Origin of the sequence: Sphingorhabdus sp. YGSMI21, from assembly GCF_002776575.1 — a bacterium.
Taxonomy (GTDB): domain Bacteria; phylum Pseudomonadota; class Alphaproteobacteria; order Sphingomonadales; family Sphingomonadaceae; genus Parasphingorhabdus.
In genome coordinates this window covers 2476796-2499601 of the sequence record NZ_CP022548.1, presented here as the reverse complement: position 1 = coordinate 2499601, position 22806 = coordinate 2476796, and the positions used below count along the sequence as shown (strand labels likewise).

20 protein-coding genes and 1 riboswitch are annotated in these 22806 nt (G+C 59.9%); of the genes, 5 read left to right on the top strand and 15 right to left on the bottom strand.

Translation table 11 applies throughout. The annotated features are described in order from the left end of the window. Positions 1–170 precede the first annotated feature (170 nt). The 3 genes from CHN51_RS12120 (at position 171) to CHN51_RS12110 (ending at position 4380) form a co-directional block, all read left to right on the top strand. The gene (locus tag CHN51_RS12120) at positions 171–2009 is read left to right on the top strand and encodes a copper resistance system multicopper oxidase (protein WP_100094242.1); all 1839 of its coding nucleotides are present in this window, start codon (positions 171–173) and stop codon (positions 2007–2009) included. Beyond that, a complete protein-coding gene (locus CHN51_RS12115; protein WP_100094241.1) occupies positions 2009–2914 on the top strand; it encodes a copper resistance protein B in 906 nt (301 codons plus the stop codon). Before CHN51_RS12120 ends, CHN51_RS12115 begins: the two co-directional genes overlap by 1 nt. 107 nt (positions 2915–3021) lie before the next feature. After that, positions 3022–4380, top strand: coding sequence for an MBL fold metallo-hydrolase (locus CHN51_RS12110; RefSeq protein ID WP_100094240.1), 1359 nt, complete (start codon positions 3022–3024; stop codon positions 4378–4380). Between the two features lie 50 nt (positions 4381–4430). Here the strand turns inward: CHN51_RS12110 and CHN51_RS12105 are convergent, their stop codons facing one another. Then, the gene (locus CHN51_RS12105; protein WP_100094239.1) at positions 4431–4853 is read right to left on the bottom strand and encodes a BLUF domain-containing protein; all 423 of its coding nucleotides are present in this window, start codon (positions 4851–4853) and stop codon (positions 4431–4433) included. A gap of 214 nt (positions 4854–5067) precedes the next feature. Between CHN51_RS12105 and CHN51_RS19775 the strand changes: the two genes are divergently transcribed. Then, on the top strand, positions 5068–5208 hold the full coding sequence (locus tag CHN51_RS19775) for a hypothetical protein (protein ID WP_164089146.1): 141 nt from the start codon (positions 5068–5070) through the stop codon (positions 5206–5208). A 3-nt stretch (positions 5209–5211) separates the two neighbouring features. Here the strand turns inward: CHN51_RS19775 and CHN51_RS12100 are convergent, their stop codons facing one another. Continuing rightward, positions 5212–5541 (bottom strand): UrcA family protein, encoded by a 330-nt coding sequence (locus tag CHN51_RS12100; RefSeq protein WP_164089145.1) that lies wholly within the window; start codon positions 5539–5541, stop codon positions 5212–5214. Between the two features lie 307 nt (positions 5542–5848). On the opposite strand from CHN51_RS12100, the gene CHN51_RS12095 reads away from it, so the two are divergent. Then, positions 5849–6760 (top strand): LysR substrate-binding domain-containing protein, encoded by a 912-nt coding sequence (locus tag CHN51_RS12095; RefSeq protein WP_100094237.1) that lies wholly within the window; start codon positions 5849–5851, stop codon positions 6758–6760. A 62-nt stretch (positions 6761–6822) separates the two neighbouring features. On the opposite strand, the gene CHN51_RS12090 is transcribed toward CHN51_RS12095, so the two are convergent. The 13 genes from CHN51_RS12090 to ftsA all read right to left on the bottom strand — a co-directional run bounded on the left by CHN51_RS12090 (position 6823) and on the right by ftsA (position 22786). After that, positions 6823–7248 (bottom strand): PaaI family thioesterase, encoded by a 426-nt coding sequence (locus CHN51_RS12090; protein ID WP_100094236.1) that lies wholly within the window; start codon positions 7246–7248, stop codon positions 6823–6825. A gap of 131 nt (positions 7249–7379) precedes the next feature. Further along, positions 7380–8954 (bottom strand): long-chain-fatty-acid--CoA ligase, encoded by a 1575-nt coding sequence (locus CHN51_RS12085; protein WP_100094235.1) that lies wholly within the window; start codon positions 8952–8954, stop codon positions 7380–7382. 219 nt (positions 8955–9173) lie between these two features. Next, positions 9174–9815, bottom strand: coding sequence for a DUF938 domain-containing protein (locus CHN51_RS12080; RefSeq protein ID WP_100094234.1), 642 nt, complete (start codon positions 9813–9815; stop codon positions 9174–9176). Next, positions 9812–10795 (bottom strand): bile acid:sodium symporter family protein, encoded by a 984-nt coding sequence (locus CHN51_RS12075; protein ID WP_100094233.1) that lies wholly within the window; start codon positions 10793–10795, stop codon positions 9812–9814. Before CHN51_RS12075 ends, CHN51_RS12080 begins: the two co-directional genes overlap by 4 nt. A gap of 146 nt (positions 10796–10941) precedes the next feature. Next, positions 10942–12525: an aminomethyl-transferring glycine dehydrogenase subunit GcvPB gene (gene gcvPB, locus CHN51_RS12070; RefSeq protein WP_100094232.1), complete on the bottom strand. Its 1584-nt coding sequence runs from the start codon at positions 12523–12525 to the stop codon at positions 10942–10944. After that, positions 12522–13880 (bottom strand): aminomethyl-transferring glycine dehydrogenase subunit GcvPA, encoded by a 1359-nt coding sequence (gene gcvPA / locus CHN51_RS12065; protein ID WP_100094231.1) that lies wholly within the window; start codon positions 13878–13880, stop codon positions 12522–12524. Before gcvPA ends, gcvPB begins: the two co-directional genes overlap by 4 nt. Positions 13881–14019: 139 nt before the next feature. Beyond that, complete coding sequence (gcvH, locus tag CHN51_RS12060; protein WP_100094230.1) at positions 14020–14391, bottom strand: glycine cleavage system protein GcvH; 372 nt, start codon at positions 14389–14391, stop codon at positions 14020–14022. A gap of 23 nt (positions 14392–14414) precedes the next feature. Next, positions 14415–15557 carry a glycine cleavage system aminomethyltransferase GcvT gene (gene gcvT, locus CHN51_RS12055; protein ID WP_100094229.1) on the bottom strand — a complete coding sequence of 381 codons (1143 nt, stop codon included), beginning with the start codon at positions 15555–15557 and terminating at the stop codon, positions 14415–14417. Between the two features lie 250 nt (positions 15558–15807). Further along, positions 15808–15907: riboswitch (glycine riboswitch) on the bottom strand. Between the two features lie 106 nt (positions 15908–16013). After that, positions 16014–16673, bottom strand: a complete 660-nt coding sequence (locus CHN51_RS12050; protein ID WP_100094228.1) for an NAD(P)H-binding protein — start codon at positions 16671–16673, stop codon at positions 16014–16016. A 123-nt stretch (positions 16674–16796) separates the two neighbouring features. Then, complete coding sequence (locus tag CHN51_RS12045) at positions 16797–17957, bottom strand: deoxyguanosinetriphosphate triphosphohydrolase (RefSeq protein ID WP_100094227.1); 1161 nt, start codon at positions 17955–17957, stop codon at positions 16797–16799. Further along, positions 17954–19756 carry an SPOR domain-containing protein gene (locus CHN51_RS12040; RefSeq protein WP_164089142.1) on the bottom strand — a complete coding sequence of 601 codons (1803 nt, stop codon included), beginning with the start codon at positions 19754–19756 and terminating at the stop codon, positions 17954–17956. Before CHN51_RS12040 ends, CHN51_RS12045 begins: the two co-directional genes overlap by 4 nt. A gap of 146 nt (positions 19757–19902) precedes the next feature. Beyond that, entirely contained in the window at positions 19903–21420 is a 1518-nt protein-coding gene (gene ftsZ, locus CHN51_RS12035) for a cell division protein FtsZ (RefSeq protein ID WP_100094225.1), read from the bottom strand. Positions 21421–21526: 106 nt separating this feature from the next. After that, positions 21527–22786, bottom strand: coding sequence for a cell division protein FtsA (gene ftsA / locus CHN51_RS12030; RefSeq protein WP_100094224.1), 1260 nt, complete (start codon positions 22784–22786; stop codon positions 21527–21529). Positions 22787–22806 lie beyond the last annotated feature (20 nt).

Genomic DNA, 22806 nt, shown 5'->3' with positions numbered 1-22806 from the left:
TCAGCGCGTTCCTTTCCTTCCTGCATAAGCGGTTGTTACAATGACGCACGAGCCGAAGGGGTGTTCCGGGCAACCTGTCACCCTGCTCGTCGCGCGGGCTGCCCCTGCCCGGCATCAAGCCGCGGCATCGACGCTTGTAATATACCTATGGGGGGTATATAGTTTCGAGCATGACAAAAAGCAATCTTCTCCTTTCCCGCCGCCGGATGATCGGCTCTCTGGCCGCCTTGAGTAGTGCCGTAGCCCTGCCCATGCCCGCCTGGTCGATGGGCCAGATGGGCGGCCCGGTGCGCAAGGGTATTCATGAGCTTTCCGGTGCGAAGATCGATCTGCATATTGCCGATGGCCGCTTTGCCACCGGCGGCCGGTCCGGCCATGCGATTGCAGTCAACGGCACGGTGCCGGGGCCGCTGATCCGGCTGAAGGAGGGCGAGCAGACGATCCTGTCGGTGCACAATATGCTCGATGTCGACAGTTCGGTGCACTGGCATGGCCTGCTGCTGCCATTCCAGTTTGACGGCGTGCCGGGGATCAGCTTTCCGGGGATCAGGCCCGGTGCGCGCTTTGATGTGCCGCTGACCCCGCGCCAGTCGGGCACCTACTGGTGGCACAGCCATAGCGGGCTGCAGGAACAGGTCGGTCATTATGGCCCGATCATCATCGATCCCGCCGGCCCCGATCCGGTGCAATATGACCGCGAGCATATCATCCTGCTGAGCGAATTCACGCCGATGCACCCGCATGCCATCATGAAAAAGCTCAAGGTATCGGAAGGCTATTTCAGCCGCCAGAAAACCACCGCGACCGATGATTATGATTTTTCCGGCGCACAAAGAAGGATGTGGGGGCGGATGCGGATGATGCCGACCGATATCGCCGATGTCTCGGCGCCAACTTACAGTTATCTGATCAACGGCCACGGACCGGAGGACGGGCTGGAGCTTGCCTATAGTCCCGGCGAACGGGTGCGGCTGCGGATCATCAATGGCAGCGCGATGACCTTCTTCAACATGCGTCTGCCGGGGCTGCCGATGACCATCGTGCAGGCGGACGGCCAGAATGTGCAACCGGTCGAAGTCGACGAGCTGCAGATTGGAGTGGCCGAGACTTATGATGTGATTGTCACGCCGAGCGCAGCCGGTGCTTTTGCGATTGCCGCCGAGAGCATGGACCGGAGCGGCATGGCGCAGGCGGTGCTGACCTCCCAGCCCGGACGCAAGGCCGCCTTCCCTGCCCTGCGCGAACCGCCTCTGCTGTCGATGGTCGACATGGGGCATGGGGGTATGGGCCATGGGAGCATGGATCACGGCAGCGATGGTGCTGGGCCAGCCGCGCCGATGGACCACAGCAAGATGGATCATGCGGCCATGGGACACGCAATGCCCGTAGCCGCGCCTGTCGACGCGCATAGCGGCCATGACATGGCAGCGATGGATATGAGCGGCGGCATGGATATGCGGGACACGGCGCTGCTGCCCGATACGGTCAAGACCGGCCCCGGCATCGACATGGTGGCAATGAACCCGCAGGACCGCACCGGCTATCCCGGCCTCGGCCTTGATACCGTGCCGCACCGCGTGCTCAACTATCGCCTGCTGAAGTCGCTCGCGATGGATCATCACAAGCGTGCGCCGGACCGCGAGATGGAATTGCATCTCACCGGCAATATGGAACGCTATATGTGGAGCTTCGACGGCAGGAAGTTCAGCGCGGTCGGCGATGATCCGATCCGCTTCGGCTTTGACGAGCGGGTTCGGGTGAAGCTGGTCAACGACACGATGATGGCCCATCCGATCCACCTGCACGGGATGTTTTTCGAACTGGTCAACGGCCAGGGCCATCACCAGCCGAAAAAGCACACTGTGATTGTCCAGCCGGGCAGCAGCGCGACGTTCGACGTAACCACCGACGAACCGGGCGACTGGGCCTTCCACTGCCATCTGCTCTACCATATGCACGCCGGGATGATGCAGACGGTCAGTGTCGCCTTTCCGGAAGGAGCCTCGTGATGCGGTTGTTTGCCGCAAGCCTGGCGGCCCTCATAGCGGCCACGCCGGCGCTGGCGCAGGATCACAGCCAGATGGATCACAGCGCGCATCCGATGCCCGCTGCCCCGGAAACCGGACCCGAAGTGGATCATTCAATGATGGACCATGGCGCGATGGGGCATGGCAAGCCGGCCTCCCCGCCTAACAGCCCGACCGGTCCGCCCAATGCGGCGGACGCGATCTGGGGCGCGGAGGCCATGCGTCCGGCACGCGAAGCGCTCTATAACGACCATGGCAATATGCAGATATTCTGGTTCCAGGGCGACCGGCTGGAATATCGCGCGCGCCAAGGCGAGGACGGTTTTCTCTGGGATCTGCAGGGCTATTATGGCGGTGACCTCGACAAATTCTGGTTCAAGAGCGAAGGCGAAGGCAGTTTCGGGGAACCGCTGGAAAGCGCCGAAGTGCAGGCTTTGTACAGCCGCGCCATCGCGCCCTTCTTTGATCTGCAGGCCGGCGTCCGGCAGGACCTGACCGGTTCCGGACGCAGCCACGCGGTGATTGGTGTTCAGGGCCTGATGCCCTATATGTTCGAGGTCGATGCCGCCGCCTTCCTCTCCGACAAGGGCGACCTTACCGCGCGGATCGAGGCGGAATATGACCAGCGGATCAGCCAGCGCCTGATCCTGCAACCGCGCGCAGAAATAAATCTCTCGGCTCAGGAGATTCCCCGACTGGGAATCGGTTCCGGTATCGACAATATCGAGCTTGGTCTCCGGCTCCGTTACGAGATTGTGCCGGAATTCGCGCCCTATGTCGGGGTCGAGCAGGAATGGAAACTGGGTGGCAGTCGAGACTTTGCCCGACTGGCCGGTGAGGATCCGGAGGTCACCAGCTATGTGATCGGGCTGCGGTTCTGGTTCTGATCGAAGAGCGGGAGCGGCAATCCGGTAGCGAAGCCATTGCTATCGGCCGTAATCGAGCGGAACCCGAGCCGGGTTCGTGCGTAATCTGGTCAACATGAGGAGGAAATATGCTGCTCAGGAAAATCAAGACACCAGGTCTCTCCCATCTTTCCTATCTGGTCGGTTCCGGCGGCAAGGCCGCCGTGATCGATCCGCGACGGGACTGCGATATCTATCTCGAGACCGCGCGGGCCGAAGGCCTTGAAATCACCCATATCTTCGAGACCCATCGCAACGAGGATCTGGTCTCCGGCGCGCCGATCTTGGCAAGCATGACAGGCGCCACAGTATATCATGGTCCCAATCCGGCGGGTGACGTTGTTTATGCGAAGACCGCCCGTGAAGGCGATCGCTTCGATATCGGACAACTCACTGTCGAGATCATCGAAACCCCGGGCCATACCGATGATCATATCGCCTTTGCGCTTTATGACTCGGAATATCCGGACGGCGCTGTCGGTGTATTCACGGGTGATGCCCTCTTTGTCGGTGACGTCGGCCGGACCGATTTCTACCCGGATCGCAAACGGGAAGTTGCCGGGCTTTTGTTCGATTCCCTGCAGAAAATTCTGGCGCTCGGCGATCAGGCGATGATCTATCCCGCCCATGGGGCCGGATCGGTTTGCGGATCGGGCATGGCGGAACGGGAATTTTCGACGGTCGGCCATGAACGCAAGAACAATCCCCGGCTGCAAATCGGGAGCCGGGATGCGTTTATCGAGGCCAAGATCAGCGAGAATCATTATCAACCACCCTATTTCCGGTTGATGGAACGGCTCAATCTGAAAGGCGGCGATCCGGCTCCGCGGGTGCCAAGGCCGAAAAACCTGATGCTGTCGGAACTGGACAATTGCAACGCCACCCATTGGGTAGATGTGCGCGATCCGATGGCTTATGCCTCGGGTCATTTTCCTGGATCTATGAGCCTGCCGGTTGGCATGATATCGGCATTTGCCGGTTGGTATATCGGCGAGGAAGACAGCATTTTGCTGATCGGTTCGGACGAAAGCCAGCTTGCCAGTGCAACAGAGCATCTCGTGCGGATCGCGCTCGACAATATCGTTGGCGGCTATAGTGGCGTGGTCCCGGCGGCGGCGTCAGGGAAGAGCATGGAGCAAATCCCGATGATCGAGACCGAGGAAGTCAGGAAGCGGCTGCAAGAGCATCGCAGCGACTGGACCTTGCTCGACGTGCGCGATGCGGATGAACGGAGCGAAGTCGCGATCGACGGCTCGCAGCATATCTATGTCGGCGAACTGAACGAACGGTGGAAGGAACTCGACAAGGCGCATCACTATACGTTGATGTGCGCCAGCGGCATGCGCGCAACCGTGGCCGCGGGCTGGCTGGCCAGTCGGGGATTTCAGAAGCTCGATATCTATCTTGGCTCGATGGGCGCCTGGAAAGCCGCCGAGGAAGAGAATTAGAAAATCTTGTCAGCGGTCAGGCGGGATAGCGGCCGTATCCCGCCCGCCGATTATTGCGCTGGCGTCCCGAAAGACTGGAAACTTTCGAAATGCTTCCTCGTCTCCGGTGCAATCTCCGCAGCGGACAGAATTTCATCGAGCTGGGCCTTGCCATGCTGACGGTCCTGGCCGACCATGATTCCCGCCATGCGCCAATCGGGAAATTCCCGGTGCTTGATCTCACGGCGATCGAAGAAGACCAGGCCATCATGCCGCCGGTCGGCCTCGATCAGCCTGATGCACTCGCCGACGCTTTTCTTGGACCCTTCGAGAGTTTGCATGAAATTCAGTCCGTTGAAAGTAAGCAGCCCGGTCAGACCCAAGGTCTCGTTCCGTTTGCTCGCTTCTTCCAAAATGGCCTGGAAATCGGCGTCGGTGAGGCCGGCGCGCGCGGTGCTGATATAGCTGATCGATGAAATCATCTCATTTGACATAGCACCACTCGACCCCCCTGCTTTTACGAATCTGGCAAATGTAAATGCACGCTATCGGCATTCGAGTCCGGTGGCTATATGCAAAATCGAGACAGTATCAAGGACTATATCGGCCCGAAAATGATTGTATGGCTGGCCCCCACCACCTTTGGATGCAATGCAGACGCCTGCAGGAAAGTGGCATTTATCGGAGCGGACGAGGAAGCCGTCGGAAATGATCATGGTCTTCGCCCGGCCCCTGTTGGCGGGACAAGTTGAAACCGTCAGCACCATTCAGGCCCTCCCCGCCAGAAGCGGAAAGGGCCTGTTTGACTATATATCGGTGCGCCAGGACGATATGTCAGGCGCGTCGTAGATATCAGGGACGGGCGTCAGCCAGTTCCGTGCCTGCATGTGCGCTGACACCGCTCATCTCAACGCTGTCGATGGCCGTCATCCACTGTGTTTTGATGGCATCGCTGCACTTGCTCAGACTGTGACGGGGGATCAAAACCGAGTAGTTTCCGCTGCGGCAATAAGAGCGCGCTTCTCTTTCCAGGCGCATCATCATCCGTTCGCGGCTGCTTTCGCTCTGCAGTTCTTGCGCAACAAATTGGAACGATGCTTTTTCCTCTGCTGCTACCGCAGGAGTGGTAGTGATCGCCGATACGGCGAGGGCAAATAAGGCTGTGCTTTTGACGGTGTTCATAATGTAATTCCCTTCTGAATTTGTGCGTTGCAACATTCTCGATTCGGACAAAAAGCACCATCGCAGCTTGCGCACGACCCGTTGCAATCTTTGCAAAACCGTATTTTTTCTTTTATTTTCAGACCACTACTACAGTGTCGCCAGATCAAGAAAAAGCGCAGAAAAAGCTTTTCTCAAAAAATGGTGCATTGCAGCATAAAATCAGCTAGTGTCACGACACAGCGCGTATCTGATCCTGACTCACCCTTTGCAGGGACAAGGTTCCTGATGACGGATCATGCTGTCGTAATGAGTATCAGGAGTAAAAATGCGCAGGCTTCCCCCAACCGGTGCCCTTGAAGCTTTTCTGGCCACAGCACGAAGCGGCACGCTACGCGCAGCCGCAGCTGATCTGAATCTGTCCCCATCGGCGTTGAGCCGGCGCATCCAGAATTTGGAAACCTATGTCGGCCAGCCTCTTTTCGAGCGGCGACACCATGAATTCCAGCTCACCCCGACCGGGAAGCGCCTGCTGATCGGTACCGAGCCTGTGTTCGAGAAGCTCGGGCTGCTTCTGGAAGAATTGCGTGAGGAAAAACAATATAAGATCACCGTGGGCGTTCCCCCGTCCTTTGCAACAGCCTGGCTGATGCCGCGTATACAGCAATTCAGGGAAAAACATCCCGAAGTCGAACTGACCCTGGACAGTTCCGGTTCGCCGATGGCGAAACTGGGCATGAGTCTTGATGCCATCATCCTGTTCGCCAACAAGAATGACCATCAGATCGAAATGCACGAACTGCGTCCGCAGCGCGCCTTTGCGATCACCGCACCAAGTCTGGTTGACACGCGCACCGGGCTGAAGCGTGCCTTGAAAGAGCAGCCGCTTCTGATCCACCGCGCCTTACCGGAAATATTGCCCAACTGGCTGAAGGCTGTCGGTTTGGACGCGCTGCCTTCCAGCAAGATCGAATATTATGACAATGGTCCATTACTGGTTTCGGCAGCACAACACGGCTTGGGAATGGCGCTGGTGCTCGAAGATATGGTCAATTTCAAATCCGGAACATCCGGACTGGTTCGCCCCTTTGGCGAAAGCGCCGAGACTCCTTACAGCTATTTTCTTGCGGTCAAAAATGCGTCCGGCAGCAGACGTGCGATCCGCTGGTTCAGCCAGTGGCTTCTCAACGAGGTCGCGAGCGATCCGCGAAACCTGATGCAGTCGTCAGAATTCGCCTGATCCACGGCGACTCCCTCAATACCGAGATTGCCCTGCCGTCAATGGGATATCTCCAATATGGCTCAGCCGGCGGGCGCGCGGGATATTTTGCTGACCGTGCTGGCTGTTGCGGTCAAAACATCATCCTCGTTGTAAACATGGCCTTCCATGAAAATGATCTTATAGCCTTGCTTGATCGCCCAGCCTTCAACGCGCAATTTTCCGGCTCGCGTGGGTTCCAGATAAGTGGTTTTAATCTCCAGCGATGAAAGACCGACAACATTCTGATCATGGAGAAAAATCGCATGGCTCATGGCCGCATCGAGCATCGCGGTGACAAAGCCGCCCTGTACGATATCGACAGAATGGCAATAGTCTTTCCCGATATCAAATTCGAAAGTGCAGGCGCATTTATCGCTGTTGAAATCTACCAGCTTCCCGCCGAGCAGGCGAATAAATTCCGGGCTCGTCCGGTTCCGCTCTTCAATCATTTTTTCTTTATCGATCATTAAAATATCTCGCGTCCGTCGCTCTTCGCGACGCTCCAATTCTCGTTTCAAATTTCAACATGGCGTCGCACAGCCGGCCACGATCACTTCTGCTGCGGACGCAGTCGGATCGGCTGATTGCGCGTTGCGGTTCAGTTCACGCCGCGATCATTGCCTTCCCAGTAAGGCGCGCGCAATTCACGGCGCAGGATCTTGCCGCTGGCGTTTCTCGGCAGTTCCGGGATCACGTCGACCGTTTTCGGCACCTTGAACCCGGCAATCCGCTCCCGCGCCCAGGCGATGACGCTGTCGGTATCGACTTCGCCGGCATCGGGCTTGGGCGAGACCACGGCTTTCACCGCCTCGCCCCATTTCGCGTCGGGAATGCCGATGACAGCGACTTCGTTGACCTGCGGATGGCCGAAGATCGCATTCTCCACTTCCGCCGGATAGACATTCTCGCCGCCGGAAATGATCATGTCCTTGACCCGGTCCTTGATATAGAAATAGCCGTCCTCGTCCATCACCGCCGCGTCGCCGGTGTAGAGCCAGCCGTCGGCGTCGACCGTCTCCGCGGTCTTCTCCGGATTGTTGAAATAATGCAGCATGTTGAGGCCGGAACGTGTGGCGATTTCTCCAATCGTGCCGGGCGGGACTTCCTGCCTTTTTTCGTCGACGATTTTCATCTCGACGCTGGGCAGTGGGACCCCGATGCCGCGCATCCGCTCATTGCCGTCGGGATCATGGTCGCCGGGTGGCAGGATGCAGACGGTGCCGGTGGTCTCGGTCATTCCATATTGCTGGCAGAACAAAGCCTGCGGCATGGTCTGGATACACTGGCGCAGCAATTCCAGCGGGATCGGCGCGGCGCCATAGGTGACCGAGCGGACGCAGGAGAAATCCGTATCTTTCGCGCGCGGCCAGTTGACCAGCATCTGCAGTGCGGTCGGCACGAGGAAAAACTGGTTCAGCCCCTTGTCGATACAATCGAGGACATGGTCGGGATGGAATTCGGGAATCACCATCATCGTCGCGCCATTGTAAAAGGCAATCGGGCCGATGCCGGACCCGGCGATATGCGCGCAGGGCATGACCGCCAGCGTGCTGTCACCGGGCTTCAGGTCGATCCAGGCATGGTCGGGATGATCCTCGACCAAAGGCCGCAACTTGAACAGATTGTCGCTGGTCAGCACCGCGCCCTTGGGATTGCCGGTGGTACCGGATGTGTAGAGCTGCAGCACGCCTTCCGCCGGATCGCACTCGGGCAATTCGCCGGGCGTCGTGCCGGCGACTAAGTCTGCGAGGTTCGGCAGGTCTGTGCCGGACTTGGTGCAGAGGATGGTCTTCGTATCGGGCGCTTCTTTCGCGGCATTTTTCGCGACCCCGGCAAATTCCGGCTCGCAGATCAGCAGCGGTGCGCCGGTGTCTTTCAACACATAGGCGACTTCCGGTGCCGCGAGACGCCAGCCGATTGGCGCGATGACCATGCCGGCGCGGCTGGCGGCGGCGAACAGGGTGAAATAGAGACCGCTATTCTTGCCCAACCAGCATATCCGGTCGCCTCTGGAAAGACCCGCACCGGTAAAGGCCTGCGCATATTCGGTGACACGCCGGTCGAGTTCGGCATAGCTGACTTGGCCGTCCGGATCGTCAATCGCGATATTGTCCGGAGTTTTCGCAGCCCAATGGGCGATGGAAGACCCCATGCAGCGTCGTGTCTCAGTCATTTGCCCGCTCCTTGTTACTTTACGCCTCTGTTAATCGCGCGATTAAGCCATGGCAAGGGGAACGGCGATAAGCCCCTCCTTTTCAAAGGAGGGGTTGGGGTGGTTTCTCTCGTCGAAGATCGCTCGAAATTGCAATCCTATCTTCTTCGTTGCATTTCGCTAGCGCGAGCGATGCTGATGCATCGCCACCACCCCAACCCCTCCTCTAAAGAGGAGGGGCTAACCCTGCTTCCTGTACACCAAAGATATATTATTAGCCGGCATCTCGATCAGGCTCTCACGAACGAAGCCGTTGCGCGCCGCCAGCGCGTCCATGTCGGCGACATCGCGCAGGCCCCAGCGCAGATTGCGGCTCTTGAGGCTGCGTTCGAAGGCGAGATTGCCGGGTGCGGTTTCGACATCGTCGCGGAGATAGGGGCCGTAGAGATAGAAAGGCGCGCCAGGAGCGAGCAGCTTGCCGGCCTTTTCAAACAGGCCGATGCTCGATTCCCACGGGCTGATATGGACCATGTTGATGCACAGGATCGCCGCTATGTCCTGAACATCCCAGCCTGCGGCCTGCGCGTCGAGCTGGAGCGGCGGCAGGATATTGGTCACGCCTTCCCGCTTCGTCCAGGCGGCGATGGAATCGCAACAGGCCGGATCGGGATCGCTCGGCTGGAAGGTCAAGCCGGGAAAGGTTCGCCCGAAATAGACGGCATGTTCGCCGGTGCCGCTGGCGATTTCCAATATCGTGCCCTGACCGGGCAGGATATCGCGCAAGACTTCGACGATCGCATCGCGGTTGCGCAGCGTCGCCGGGGCGTGGCGCTGTTCGCCCGCCCCCGCTTCATCGATGGTCCAGGGTTTGGAATCGGTCATATCTTGCCTCCTGCATCAATCGGCTGCCGCCGCCAGATGGCCGCCAGAAAACTGCCGATCACGACATGATAGACGGCCGAAATCGCGGCCGGGACCGGCGCGAGCGCCGCCTGCATCGGGCTGGCAAATTGCGCCGCGAAGCTTGGCGTGGAGGCTAGGCTGGAGCCGAGACCGCTATTCTGCATGCCGACCTCGATGCTGATCGTTCGGCGTTCTGCCACGCCGAGCCCCATCGCCCTGGTTATCAGATAGCCGAGCCCGAAGCCAAAGACGTGGAGCAGGAATATCGCCAGCATCAGCACCCCGAAATGCGCCTCGATCAGCGCCTTGCTGTTGGCGATAATCCCGCCGATGATCAACACGACGACAATCACCGAGACAAGCGGCGAGATCACGGCGATCTTCTCCGTCGCCCTGGGCAGATAGCGGTTGAACAGCACGCCCGCGATCACCGGCAGCAATACGATCGAGACCATGTTGATAAACAGGCTCCACTGGTCGATCTCGACATATTTGCCGGCGAGCCAGCCGGTGAGCAAAGGCGTGGCAATGACCGCGATCAGGGTCGAGGCCATGGTCATCGTCACCGACAGCGCCAGATTGGCATTGGCCAGATAGGCAACGACATTGGACGCGGTCCCGCCAGGGCAGCAGGCGACGAGGATCAGGCCGACCGCGAGACCGGTTTCCAGCCCGAATATCGTGGCGAGGAAAATCCCGGCCAGCGGCATTACGGTAAATTGCAATATGACGCCGGTGGTGACGCATCGCGGGATTCTGGTGATCCGCTTGAAATCGTCGAACGACAGAGTGAGGCCCATGCCGAGCATCACCAGCCCGAGCATGACGCTGACCAAAGGCTGGCCAAGCGGACGGAAGCGGCCATCGACGACCCAGAGGAAATGGTCGGGCACAAACCATGCCCAGGCTGTCCCCAAAACTGTCCACAGGGCAAAGAGGTTGGTCAGACGGTGGATCACCGCCCTTTCCTCCCTGCGGCGGAGCCGTGGGGAGGGGGACCATCCGAAGGATGGTGGAGGGGCCCCTCCGTCAGCCGTTCCGGCTGCCACCTCCCCATTGCTTTGCAACGGGGAGGAAATTGCATAACGAGCACCCTATTTCCCCCTCACTCCGCAGCCTGAGCAAAATCCTCGTCTTCCGTCCACACCAATATCGGTTTGCGCGCCGCCTGCGTTTCATCCAGCCGGCGTCGGGGAGCGAAATAGGGCGCGCTTTTAAGGCTTTCGTCACCCGCTTTCGCCCGCTCGGCCACCGAACGGAAGGCACCAATGAACTGGTCGATCGCCGCCTTGCTCTCGGTCTCGGTCGGCTCGACCAGCATCGCGCCGTGGACGACCAGCGGGAAATACATGGTCATCGGGTGATAGCCCTCGTCGATCATGCCCTTGGCCAGATCGAGCGTCGTCAGCTCGTTGGTGAAGCCCTTGTCCGAGAACAGCGCCTCATGCATGCACGGTCCGCTGTGGGCAAAAGGTGCGTCGAGCACGTCCTCGAGGCTGCGCAGAATATAATTCGCGTTGAGCACAGCGTCTTCCGCCACCTGTTTCAGACCGTCTGCGCCGTGGCTGAGGATATAGGTCAGCGCGCGGGTGAACATGCCCATCTGGCCATGAAAGGCGCTCATCCGGCCGAATGTGTGCGGATGCCGGTCCTCGACCGTCTCTTCCTCGACCAGGGTGATATGCCCGTCCGAATGGCGCTCGGTAAAGGGCAGTGGCCCGTAAGGAGAAAGCGCTTCGGACAATACGACAGGCCCGGAGCCCGGTCCGCCACCGCCATGCGGGGTGGAGAAGGTCTTGTGCAGATTGATATGCATCGCGTCGATGCCAAGATCGCCCGGACGGACCTTGCCGACGATCGCGTTAAAATTCGCGCCGTCGCAATAGACATAACCGCCAGCGGCATGGACCGCATCGGAAATCGCCTTCATATCCGGCTCGAACAGGCCGCAGGTGTTCGGGTTGGTGATCATCACCCCTGCAACATCAGGTCCCAGACGCGCCTTGAGCGCCTCCAGATCGACCCGGCCAGCGGCATTGGCGGGAATATCCTCGACCTTGTAGCCGGCAAAAGCGGCGGTCGCCGGATTGGTGCCATGGGCGCTTTCGGGAACGAGGATCACTTCGCGGGCATCGCCGCGCGCTTCCAGGGCGGCGCGGATACAGAGGATGCCGCAAAGCTCGCCATGGGCGCCGGCCTTGGGGGTCATCGCCACGCCGTGCATGCCGGTCAGCTTGATCAGCCAGACAGCCAGTTCGTTGATCACGCCGAGCGCGCCCTGCACGCTGTCGACCGGCTGCAGCGGGTGAATATCGGCAAAGCCCTTGAGCCGCGCGATTTTCTCGTTCAGCCGCGGATTATGTTTCATCGTGCAACTGCCAAGCGGGAACAGGCCGACGTCAATGGCGTAATTCTGACGGCTGAGGCGGGTATAGTGACGCACCATCTCACCCTCGGACAGGCCGGGAATGGCAATCGGCGCTTCGCGTTCGAAACCGCCGAGACGGCTTTCGACCTGCGGTGCCTCGGGCAAGTCAACGCCACTGCGATCCGGTGAACCGATTTCGAAAATCAGCGGTTCGTCAACCATCAGCGCGCGGTTGCCGGTGTGGGTGGTGATCGAGCCAGTGTCGGTCATCTGCAGATTGTCTTCCTGTCTGGTCGGACGGCCTTCGGATAGCATGCTCATGACAGGGCTCCTTCGAGAGCGGTCGCGAATTGCTCGAGCTCCTCCTCGGTCGATGTTTCGGTCACCGCGACAAGCAATCCGTGCGCGAGTGGTGTGACCTCCGGATAAAGGCGTCCGAGAGACACGCCGGCCAATATTCTCTGGTCGGCAAGCTTACGCACCAACGGCCGAGAATCGGCATCAAGAACCAGCGTGAATTCGTTGAAAAAACTGTCATTCAACAGCTTCACGCCATCGATCTGCGACAGCCGGTCCGCTGCCTGCACCGCCTTTTTATGGTTGAGCATCGCCAGTTCGCGCAGCCCTTTCTCGCCGAGCAAGGTCATGTGCGCCGAGAAAGCCAAGGCGCACAGGCCGCTGTTGGTGCAGATATTGGACGTCGCTTTCTCGCGGCGGATATGCTGCTCGCGGGTCGACAAGGTCAATACGAAGCCGCGCTTGCCTTCGGCATCGACGGTCTCGCCGCACAGCCGGCCGGGCATCTGCCGGACATATTTCTGCTTGCAGCCGAACAGGCCGACATAAGGACCGCCGAATTGCAGGCCGACGCCGAGCGACTGGCCTTCGCCGACCACGATATCGGCATCCATTTCGCCAGGTGACTTGATCGCTCCGAGAGCGACCGGCTCCGTGACCACAGCAATTAGCAATGCTTTGTGCTTATGCGCTTTTTCCGCGATGGCGGAAAGGTCACCGATGCGGCCCAATATATCGGGATATTGCACGACAACGCAGCTGGTCTGGTCATCGATCTGATCGAGCATGGCTTGACCATCGGTGGCGGCCTCGAGGGTCGGCGCCTGATAGGACAGATCGTCCTTGGTAAAGCGTGCCATCGTCTTGGCAACCGAAACATAATGCGGATGCAGACCGGAAGACAGAATCGCCTTGCCGCGCTTGGTAATCCGGCGGGCCATGACGATCGCTTCCCAGCAAGCGGTCGAGCCATCGTACATTGACGCATTGGCGACATCGACACCGAACAGGCGCGCGACCTGGGTCTGGAATTCGAACAGGGTCTGCAGCGTGCCCTGCGCGATCTCCGGCTGATAGGGCGTGTAGGCGGTCAGAAACTCCCCGCGCTGGATGATATGGTCGACGCTGGCCGGGACATGGTGGCGATAGGCTCCCGCCCCGAGGAAGAAGGGCATGTCACCAGCCGCATGGTTCTTGCGGGCCAGCGCCTTCATATGCGCTTCCACCGCCATCTCGCCGGCGTGCATCGGCAGGCCCTCGATCGGACCATCCAGCCGGGCTTCTTCCGGTACATCGACGAACAGGTCATCAATCGATTGTGCGCCAATCTTGGACAGCATCGATTGCCGGTCGTCGGGGGTCAGCGGGAGATAACGCATAGGGTCTTCCTTCACTTTAGCCCCCTCCTTTTCAAAGGAGGGAATGGGGTGGTTGCGTGCCGCAGATCGCTAACACGAGCGACGCTGGAGCATCGCCACCACCCCTTGATCCCCTCCTCTGAAGAGGAGGGGGAAATCATCACAGATTGTCGACGAAGGCCTTATAGGCTTTTTCGTCCATCAGATCGTCGAGTTCGCTCTTGTCCGAGAGGGTCAGCCGGAAAAACCAGCCGTCTTCCTCGGCCGAGCTATTGACCAGTCCCGGCTCGTCTTCCAGCGCGTCATTCACTTCGATCACCTCGCCGGAGACCGCCGCATAAACGTCGGACGCCGCCTTGACCGATTCGACCACGGCAGCATCATCGCCCTGCTCCAGTTCCGTGCCGACTTCCGGCACTTCGACAAACACGATGTCGCCCAGCTGTTCCTGCGCATAGTCGGTAATACCGACGGTCGCCGTGTCGCCTTCGACCTCGACCCATTCATGTTCATCGGTAAAATATCGGCTCATTCTCGTTTCCTCTTCCTGTCAATCTATGGCTTGGGTTTGCGGTGATAGTTATGCGGCACAAAGGGCATGTCGGCGACGGTGCAGGCAATTTTCTTGCCGCGCTGCTCGACCGTGATGGCGGTGCCGGTTGCGGACATGTCCGTCGGGACATAGGCCATGGCGATCGGGCGCTGGAGCGTGGGCGAGAAGCCGCCGCTGGTCACCGTGCCGATGGTCTCGCCGGCGGCATCGACAACCGTTGCGCCTTCGCGAACCGGCTGCCGGCCATCGACGAACAGGCCGATGCGTTTCTTTGCCGCCTTGTCCGGATATTGTGCCAGTACGCGCTCCGCTCCGGCAAAATTGCCTTCCTCGCGACGCGCCTTGGACAAGGCAAAATTCAGATTGGCCTCGACCGGCAATATGTCGGCATTCATGTCGTGGCCGTAAAGCGGCAGGCCTGCTTCAAGCCGGAGGCTGTCGCGGGCACCGAGGCCGATCGGGCGAACCTCTTCCAATTCCGTCAGCGCGGCTGCCAGCGTCACCGCATGTTCGGCCGGCACGCTGATTTCAAAGCCGTCTTCGCCGGTATAGCCCGAGCGGCTGATGCCCAGCGGGATACCGTTCCAGAGAAATGGCCCAGCTTCCATGAAGTGAAGATCGGTCGGGACAGGCCAGTCCGGCTCGAACGGATCGATGCCAAGCTTGGCCAGCGCTTCCGCCGCCTTGGGGCCCTGCAGCGCGAGAAGCGCCGCATCTTCGAGATGGTTCAGCGTCAGGCTGTCAGGCAATTGTTCGCGCAAATAGGCGATATCATCATGCTTGGTCGCGCCATTGACCACCAGATAGAGATTGTGACCGGTGTTGGTGACCATCAGATCATCCAATATCCCGCCATCCTGAGCGAGCAGCAATGTGTAGCGGATCTTGCCCGGCGCCAGTGCCGAGAGATTGCCCGGCGTGATCCGCTCGAGCGCGTCGGCAGCGCCCTCGCCGATTAGCTGCAGCTGCCCCATGTGCGACACGTCGAACAGACCCGCTTCGGTCCGGGTCCAGATATGTTCGGCCATCACGCCTTCATATTGCACCGGCATTTCATAGCCCGCGAACGGCACCATCCGCGCACCGAGGCCGCGATGCCAGTCGCCGAGCGGCAGTTGTTTCAGATTTTTGCTATTTTCACTCATCATTTTTCCGCATCAAGAAGACAGCCCGCAGCAAAGCCCTGCAAAACTGCCCCCTCTGTCACGGAACCTGAGAGTTTCATGGCTTTACACTTCCGCTCGCGCTGAGCTTGTCGAAGCACGCTTTCCAGTCATCCTTCGACAAGCTCAGGACGAACGGCGAGCGTTCATGCCGGATAAATTCCAGCGCCATTTACCCCTTCGGTGGAGCGCCGGTCGTTATAACCATCCGCTCTCTTTCCAGAGTGCTTGTGAGACGATTGCGGTCCAGGGGCCTGAGAGTTTCCGGGGCGGTTGCTCCTTCGGCGGCTTTTTGTCTGGTGGGACAGAAAACGCTCTCCCGCAACGCCTCCTGAACCTTGCCCGAGAGCGCCGATCAAAAAGCAGATTCGAGAGTGGATCAGCGGCCGGGTGGAGTCAATGATTCTGTTGTGCGGTGCAGTATTTTTCGATCGCCATTCAAACGAGTGCCCAGACATCATCATTTTCATGAATGAATGCACCCGGCGCCTTGTCTCCCGTCAGCACCAGGATGGCTTCGGCGACATCGCTGGCGAGGATCGAACGGAAGCGGCGGAACTTGCCGTGCAATAACATGTCCATTACCGGACTGGCGGCTATGGCGAGCCGCTCGCCGAGGCGGTTGTCATTGGCCCGTTCGCCGCGCAGCAAGCCGGGGCGGATGATGTCGAGGCGGTCGAAATTCTGCGCGCGCATGAGGTCTTCTGCCTCGCCCTTGGTCTTCAGGTAGAAGCTCGACGCGCTGCTGTCCGCCATGGTCGAGGATATGGCAATGAACTGACGCGCCCCCGTTGCCTTGGCCGCTGCTGCCACAGCACCCACCAGATCGCGGTCGACCGCGGCAAATTCTTCTTTCGACCCGGCCTTTTTCCTCGTCGATCCCAAACAGGATATCACGATATCGGGCTTGATCTTCGCGATAGTAGCGGGCCAGTTTTCCTGCAGCTGGACATGGATTTTCGCCTTGCCGACATCCTCGCGATAGGGCCTGCGCAGCAGCAGATGGAGAGTCTTGTCCCTGCCCTGTTCGACCAGCTTGCGGGTCAGCAGTCCGCCGATCAGGCCGGTGGCGCCGACGATCAGGATTTTTTCGGCCATGGACTGGGTCTCCGCAAATTATCTGTTGATAAGTTGTCATAGCAGCGAAGGCTGCTATCCAAACCCATTTTTGCGAGACTTACCCGATTGGATTGGGCCCCAGCCTTCGCCGGGGTGACGATATTACGACCGACTGTTCAGATCGCCGAAAATCTCCTGGTGCCGGTTGCGGGCATAGCGGTCGGTCATCCCGGCGAGGAAATCGGCGATATGGCGGATCCGGTCGGGTTCCGCTTCGGGCAGCGCCGAGGCCCAGTCGTGTGGCATCAGCTCCGGCTGCGCGCGATAGGCTTTCACCAGATCGCCAACCATCATCTTGCCTTCTTCCGCTGCCGCCATCTGCTTGGGGTGGTGATAGAGATTTTCGTACATGAAACGCTTTAGCGTGCGTTCCTTATCCGCCATCGCATCGGAGAAACCGCCGATCATACGGCCCGCTTGCCGAACATCTTCTGGTGTTTCGATGCCCAGCTCGGCGATGCGGGCCTGCGTCGTCTCCAATACATCATTGGCCATCAGCCCGATCTGGTCGCGGATCAATTCCGGCAACAGCCGTTCCTGCGACACATCGGCAAAGCGGCTGCGAAGCGCGGTCCAGCGCTCTGCAATGAACGGCAATTCGAGCAACTGGTCGAGCGTCAGCAGGCCAGCCCGCATCCCGTCGTCAATATCATGATTGTCATAGGCGATATCGTCCGCAATCGCGGCAATCTGCGCTTCCAGCGACGGCCAGCTGTCGAGGTCGAGATCCATCGCCGCATTGGCCTCGGCCAGCGCCCAGGTCGGTTCGGCCACCGGCCCGTTGTGCTTGGCTAGCCCCTCGAGCATTTCCCAGGTCAGGTTGAGCCCGTTCCAGCGCGGATAAGGCGTTTCCAGCTTGGTCAGTGTGCGGATGGTCTGGGCATTATGGTCGAAACCGCCGAAGTCTGCCAAGGCTTCTTCCAGCGCGTCTTCCCCGGCATGGCCGAAGGGCGGATGGCCGATATCATGGGCGAGGCAGAGCGCTTCGGTGAGATCCTCGTTGAGACCAAGCGCCCGCGCCATCGTGCGGCCGATTTGAGCCACTTCCAGACTGTGGGTAAGGCGGACGCGATAATGGTCGCCATCGGGCGCGACAAAGACCTGCGTCTTGTGGCGCAGGCGGCGGAAGGAAATGCTGTGGATGATCCGGTCACGGTCGCGCTGGAAATCGTCGCGCGGACCGCGTGTCACTTCGCGTTTCTCGTCGTGCAGCCGGCCCCGGCTGTGCGCGGGATCGCTGGCATAGCTTTTCAACAGGGTCATTTGCCGAGCTCGTTAACCTCGACACCGTCGGCGCTGGCCCAGGCAAAGCCGTCACCGCCATCCTTGCGGTAATCCGCTTCAAAGGCCTTGGCCGCCTTGAAATCGGCAAAGGGCCCGACCACCAGCCTCCGGGTCCGTCCCCAGGGCGATGTCCATGCCTTTTGCCCCTTGAACACATCAGGCTGCTTCTTCGTCATGCGGCGATAGTCGAATTTCAGGGCGTCAAGATTGGAGCCCGTGGCGATCTGCACCCAGTAGCGTTTCGGATGTTCCGGCTCTTTCGGCTTTGCCGGGGTCTTGTCTACCGCTTTGGCCACGACTTTCGGCTGCGGCTTGGCCGGCTCGATTTCATCCAGATCGACCGGCACCACTTCGCTTCTGATCTCGCGCTCGGGAATGCGGATGCCGCTGATGATATCGGCGAGCGGCCGGGACGCCGGTTCGGCCGCTGCCATCCCGGTCGGGGTGGCGGACTGTTTCGCAAGGTCGAAACTGATCAGGTTCACCGGCCCACCGGTTCTATCCGGCTCGGCAGCGGGGCTTTGGACCGGCTGCGCGACGGCCGCAGCGGATTCCGGCTGACGCCCGGCAATTTCAACCTTGCGTTCAACGGTCTGCGACACCAGCACCGGCGGCTGACTGACGCCCAGCGTCGTGGCAAAGCCGGGCGAAGTGCCGTTGCGCTCGGGCGGCATTGTGGCGGCGACGACCGCATCCGGCTCTTTCACCTGAGATGTTGCCAGCAGCGGCGCGGGATCCGGCTGGCTGCGCGTCAGAGTAGGTGAGCTGGCTGTGCTGGCGGGCAATGGCGTTGTCGCTGCCATCCGGGCCGACGATTCGGCTTCCTTTTTCTTCGCGGCACGCCGCAACTCGCGCTCGGAGGGCTTGCGCTCCGTAGTACCGGGACGACGACGGGGCGATTTGTCAGGCATGGCCAGTACGCGGGGACGCTTGCTATCCGTGCCCAGAGCTTCACCGACGGGGATCAGGCCCGCATCCACGCCGCTGCCATTTTCGGCCGCCTGACTGGACGCCAGCTGCACCGCCGCGACATCAACGCCGATATTCTCGCTGGCGGGAAAATGGCCGAAATGGACCGCAGCCGCCTTCTGCGCCGCGGTCAGCTTGGGCATACGGTCGAGAAACGGCTTGATGGCCTTTGCCATTCTCCGCTCCATCGTCTGTTCGACTATATTTTCCGCATCCTTTTTCTTGCCATTCATCGCGTAGATGAAAGCACGATTACGCCAGGCATCGCGGTCGCTTTTCTGCAACAGGGGATTGAGCTGGGCATCGGCCCGCTCGACGTCGCCGCTGATGCCCAGGGACACTGCATAGCGCGCGATCAGCTGATTGTCGGCGCCATTGCGCATCGCCAGTTCATAATCTTTCTGCGCGTCCCGGTTCCGCCCGATCAGGTCATAGGCGAGACCGCGATCCGCCGCGATTTCGCTTACCGCTATGCCATTGGCCACGGCTTGGTCGAAATAGCGGATCGCGCCAAACGGATTTTCCTCTGCCAGCAGCGCCCGGCCAAGACCGGCTTTCACTCGCCCGCTGGTCGAATAAATCTGGTCCGCCTTGGCCAGAAACCCGATTGCAGCGCGCATGTCGCCCAGTTCCAGAGCCGCGAGTCCGGCGTCCGCAAGCGCCGAGGAATCATTGGAATTGATCGCAATCCGGCGCAATGCATCCTGCAAGTCGTCGCTGTTGGACTGGGCGCTGGATTGGGCGATAGCAGGCAACTGTGGCACGGCAACAGTTGCAACGGCCGCCGCAACGGCCAGTAGAATTTTCAATTTGTGAGTCACAAGATCTATAAAGGAACGATTGCACATGAAATCAATCGTTCCCGCATTCCGGCAAGGCCAATGGTGGCACGCGAAAGACAAACTCCCTCGCGCTGCCCCATCAGTCGGTCAGACAGTCCGGCCGGAACCTGCAATCACTGATTATTCTGGCGATTCAGGAAGCGCGGGATGTCGAGAGGATCGCGGGATTTGTCTTCCTCGCCATCTTCGGCGTCATCGCCCTTCGACCCGCCACGGGTCAGATTGGACATCCGTTCGAACAATGTCCCGCCACCGGTGGCCACGCGAGGTGCCGGCGGTGCCTGGCTGGCGGGCGGAGCGGTGTCTTCCTCAGCCGGTTGAATGGCATCGTCACCCAGAATCAGCTCATCCTCTTCGGGCGCCGAGCTTGTCGAGGCAATCCCGGGAGTCAGCGACGCAAAGGACGGCGTGACGCTCAGATCATCGTCGTCGCCATAGGTAGCAACAGGTGCAGGCGAGCTTTCCGGCTCGGCTGGCGCTTCGACTTCCGGCTCTTCGTCGGGAACCGGCGCAGAGGCGATTTCAGCTTCCTGCGCGGCTTCTTCGACGCTTTCGTCGCTGGCAATGGACGAAGCGAAGCTGGTTGGCGCAGGAGTCTCTTCCGGTTTTGCAACCGGGCTGCCCATGGCAAATGACGCCGAAGGCGCGGATGCGGGCCGGCTGCCGTCATTGTCGATACCGGTGGCGACTACCGATACGCGGATACGCCCGTCGAGATTCGGGTTAAACGCGCTGCCCCAGATGATATTGGCATCCGGATCGACCAGTTCGCGAATATGGTTGGCGGCCTCGTCGACTTCCATCAGGCGCATATCCTCGCCACCGGTGATCGAGACGATAACGCCCTTGGCGCCCTGCATCGACACGCCGTCGAGCAAGGGGTTGGCAATGGCTTTCTCGGCAGCTTCCAGCGCACGTCCGTCGCCTTCCGCTTCGCCGGTGCCCATCATCGCCTGCCCCATTTCGTGCATCACGCTGCGCACGTCGGCAAAGTCGAGGTTGATCAGGCCCGGCATGACCATCAGGTCGGTAATGCCGCGGACGCCCTGCTGCAGCACTTCATCAGCCAGCAGAAAGGCTTCCTTGAAAGTGGTGTTCGGATTGGCCACGAGGAACAGATTCTGGTTCGGAATGACGATCAATGTATCGACATTTTTCTGCAGCTCTTCGATGCCCGCTTCGGCCGCTTTCATCCGGCGTGTGCCTTCGAAAGTGAATGGCTTGGTCACCACGCCAACGGTCAATATGCCGCGGTCGCGTGCTGCCTTGGCAATGACCGGAGCAGCACCGGTACCGGTACCGCCGCCCATGCCGGCAGCGATAAAGCACATATGCGTGCCGTCCAGCGCCTGCTCGACCAGATCGATCGTTTCTTCGGCAGCGGCACGACCGACTTCGGGACGCGACCCGGCACCCAGACCCTGCGTGATATCGGGGCCAAGCTGGATACGCCGTTCGGCGGTAGAACTGTTCAGCGATTGCGCATCGGTGTTGGTGACGATGAAATCCACGCCCTCGACCTGTGCGGCAATCATGTTGGCAATCGCGTTGCCCCCGGCACCGCCGACACCGATAACCGCGATTTTCGGTTTCAGTTCCTCGACTTCCGGTGGGCCAATATTGATACTCATCTCACTGTCTCCCGAGACATTTTATCGTGCTGTAATATTTGTTTAACGCTTTGCACAAATTTCCCGCAGGAATCACCCGAAAAGTTAATTTATTTTCGGCATTTTACTAAAAATTTCCGCGGATCGCCGACATCAGCCGTCCGATTACTGCCGATCCGCCATATTTGTGAACATTCTGGTGGCTTCTCGACATGAAGCGCAGATCGACCGGCTCCTGCGACGCATAGAGCGCCAGCCCCGCAAGGCCGGCAAAGGCCGGACCGCTATGCGCTTCGGGAAGCGCGCTCAGCCCTGTCGGACGGCCAATGCGCACCGTACGGCCGAGCGCCGACTGCGCATAATCGGCAATCCCCTTGAGTTCCGCGCCACCGCCGGTCAGCACAACCTGCCGGCCAACCGGACCGGTAAAGCCCAGTTCCTTGAGCGAACGGCCGATTTCACCGATCAGATGGTCAAGCCGCTGACGGATAACCGCAATCAGCTGCGCCCGCGTGATCCGGCTGTCTTCCTCGCTGACTTCGGGATTGTCGTCGAGCCCCTGATTGATCACGTCATGATTGTCGCGCGGACTGGTGGTGGCGGACCCATAGAAACATTTGATCCGCTCGGCCTGCGCCCGCCGCAAACCGAAGGACGAGGCAATATCGTCGGTAATGTCGGCGGCGCCGTATGGCAGCGTCTTCAAGCCGACCAGCATGCCACCGGCGAACAGCGAGACATTGGTTACTTCCGCGCCCATTTCGACCAGCGCCACGCCAAGCTCGCGCTCTTCCCGCGACAGACAGGCATTGCCGACGGCGATAGGCGATGCGACGATCGACCGGACGTTGAGATGGGCGCCGCGCACGCTCATCTCGATATTGCGGACCGGCGAGGCTTCGGCGAGGATGACATGGATATCCACGCCGAGACGATCGGCGTGCAGCCCCTTGGGTTTCTTCACGCCGGTCAGACCGTCAAGCGTATAGAGTGCCGGCTGGGCGTGCAGCACCATCTTGCCTTTGGGATCGATGCTGTTGCGACCGGCGTCGAGCAGCAGATCGATATCATCCTGTTCGATCCGGTGACCGCCCAGTTCGGTCTCGACCGAGGTCAGCATGCTCTGCAAGCCGCCTGCGGAAAAGCTGACCCAGACATCGTCGATATTGGTGCCGGCAATGCGCTCGGCCTGCTCCACCGCTGCGCGGACGTCGGTCTCGGTGGTCTCGGTATCGGCGATATAACCGCGTTTCACGCCTTTGCTGGCGTGATGACCAGTGCCCAATACGGTCAGTTCGCCATTGTCCATCCGCCCGGCTATCATCGCCGAAATTTTCGACGAACCGATATCCAGCGATGTGAAGATTTTTTCTACCCGTGCTGCCATGAGCCTATTCCTTCACCTCG